Genomic DNA, 1,819 nt, shown 5'->3' with positions numbered 1-1,819 from the left:
GGGGCTGTTGCGAAATTGAGGGTCGGGGTGCCCGCGTGTCTACATGCTGTGACCTGCGGTTTCCTGGATAATGTGTTGGTGGCCAAGGGATATCGACCGGTAGATCGTGATCAGCAGTTCCTGTTGCCGCCGGACATGCGGGAGTGGTTACCGGCCACCCATCCGGTGTGGACGGTGATCGAGATCGTCGGCACCCATCTCGATACCCGGGCGTTCCATCACGACCGCCGCACCGGCGGTGCGGGGCGGGCCGGCTACGACCCGGACATGCTGGTGACCTTGCTGATCTGGGCGTGGTCGCGGGGAGTGCGCTCGTCCCGGCAGATCGAGCGGGCCTGCTCGGAGGTGGTGTCCTACCGGGTGATCTGCGCCGGAGACGCCCCCGATCACGCGACGATCTCGCGGTTCCGCAAGGACAACCACACCGCCTGCGAGGAGTTGTTCACGCAGGTCCTGATCCTGGCCGCGCGGATGGGACTGGGCCGACTCGAAACGATCGCGTTGGACGGGGTGAAGATCGCCTCGAACGCCTCGAAGGACGCCAACCGCACCGAGGACGGGCTCCGCCGAGCGGCCGAGGCGGAGGCCGCGCGGATCGCCGCGGCGGCGGCGGCCGCGCACGCGGCGTGCGACGACGCCGAGGACGACCTCTACGGCAACGACGGTCCGGGACCGGGGCAGGTGCCGGCGGAGTTGGCCGATCCGGCGACCCGCTCAGCGCGGATCGCGGAGGCGTTGGCCCAGCTCGAGACGGAAAAGCAGGACCAGGATGCCGACCGGGACCGTAAGGCCCACGATTATCTGAGCAGGCTCGATGCGGGTCAGACGGTGATGGGGCGGGTGCCGGTGGGGGCCGAGGTCGCCGCCGCCGAGCGGCGGCTGGCGCAGGCGGTCGCCGCGCAGCAGGGTGTGCTCGACCGGTTCCGGGATGCTCCCGCCGCCGGTCGGGGCCGGTTCGTGCCGAAACCGGTCGACGAGCATCATCTGGTGCGGCGGCGGCGCACCGAACTCGAAACCGCCCTGTGTAAACACCGCGAGCGCATCGCCGCCGCCGGGCAGCGGCGCCGCAACATCACCGACCCGGACTCGCGGTTGCAGCCGCTGCGCGGCGGCGGGTGGCTACAGGGATACAACTGTCAGGCGTTCACCAGCGAGGACGGGGTGATCCTGGCCACCGGGGTCGGGACCAGCCCCGCGGACTATGACTACTTCCCTGACCTGGTCGACAAGGTCGGCAAGGCCGCGCAACTGATCGACGCCACCCGTCGCGGCCGAACACTTCCCACCGACCCGCCCCCTACCGGCCCGGACCCCGCCGACCCGACACCGGAGGAGTTGATCGGGGTGATGCTCTTCGACGCCGGGTACTGCTCGCGGAGCAACCTGACCTCGCCCGGCCCGGACCGGTTGATCGCGACCGGCAAGAGCCGGGACCTCGAGGCCGCCGCGGCCGACGATCCGATTGCTGGATCCGCACCACCGCACCCGCACCCGGATCCAATCCGGGCGATGGCCGATCGGCTACGCACCGAGGACGGCATCGCCACCTACCGCAAGCGCTCACCGATCGCCGAAACCGTGTTCGGACACGCCAAACACAACCTCGGCTTCCGCCGGTTCACCAGCCGCGGCCTCGACCGGGCCCGCAGCGAATGGGCGTTCCACGCCGCCGTCCACAATCTCGGCAAGATCCTCACCCACCTCACCGGCGGAACCACCCTCCCGGCCACCACCTGACCGAGAGCCGCAAAGGTGCGGGATCCCCCACCGCGGCACCCCCTCACCCGCCAGCGCGGTCACACATTTCGCAACAGCCCCC

Annotated in this window: 1 protein-coding gene; it reads left to right on the top strand. The window is 70.1% G+C overall.

All coding sequences use genetic code 11. From position 1 onward, the window contains the following. Window positions 1-135: 135 nt before the first annotated feature. Window positions 136-1,737: a transposase gene (locus tag ACH49N_RS38900; RefSeq protein ID WP_159927483.1), complete on the top strand. Its 1,602-nt coding sequence runs from the start codon at window positions 136-138 to the stop codon at window positions 1,735-1,737. The last annotated feature ends 82 nt before the right edge of the window (window positions 1,738-1,819 follow it).

It is taken from the genome of Rhodococcus sp. NPDC019647, assembly GCF_044389235.1.
Taxonomy (GTDB): Bacteria; Actinomycetota; Actinomycetes; order Mycobacteriales; family Mycobacteriaceae; genus Rhodococcus_F; species Rhodococcus_F oxybenzonivorans.
This window is presented reverse-complemented; position numbering and strand designations above follow the sequence as displayed.

Excerpts from the sequence above, each read along its gene's own strand:
- ACH49N_RS38900 (WP_159927483.1), top strand. The coding sequence starts at position 136 with ATGCGGGAGTGGTTACCGGCCACCCATCCGGTGTGGACGGTGATCGAG.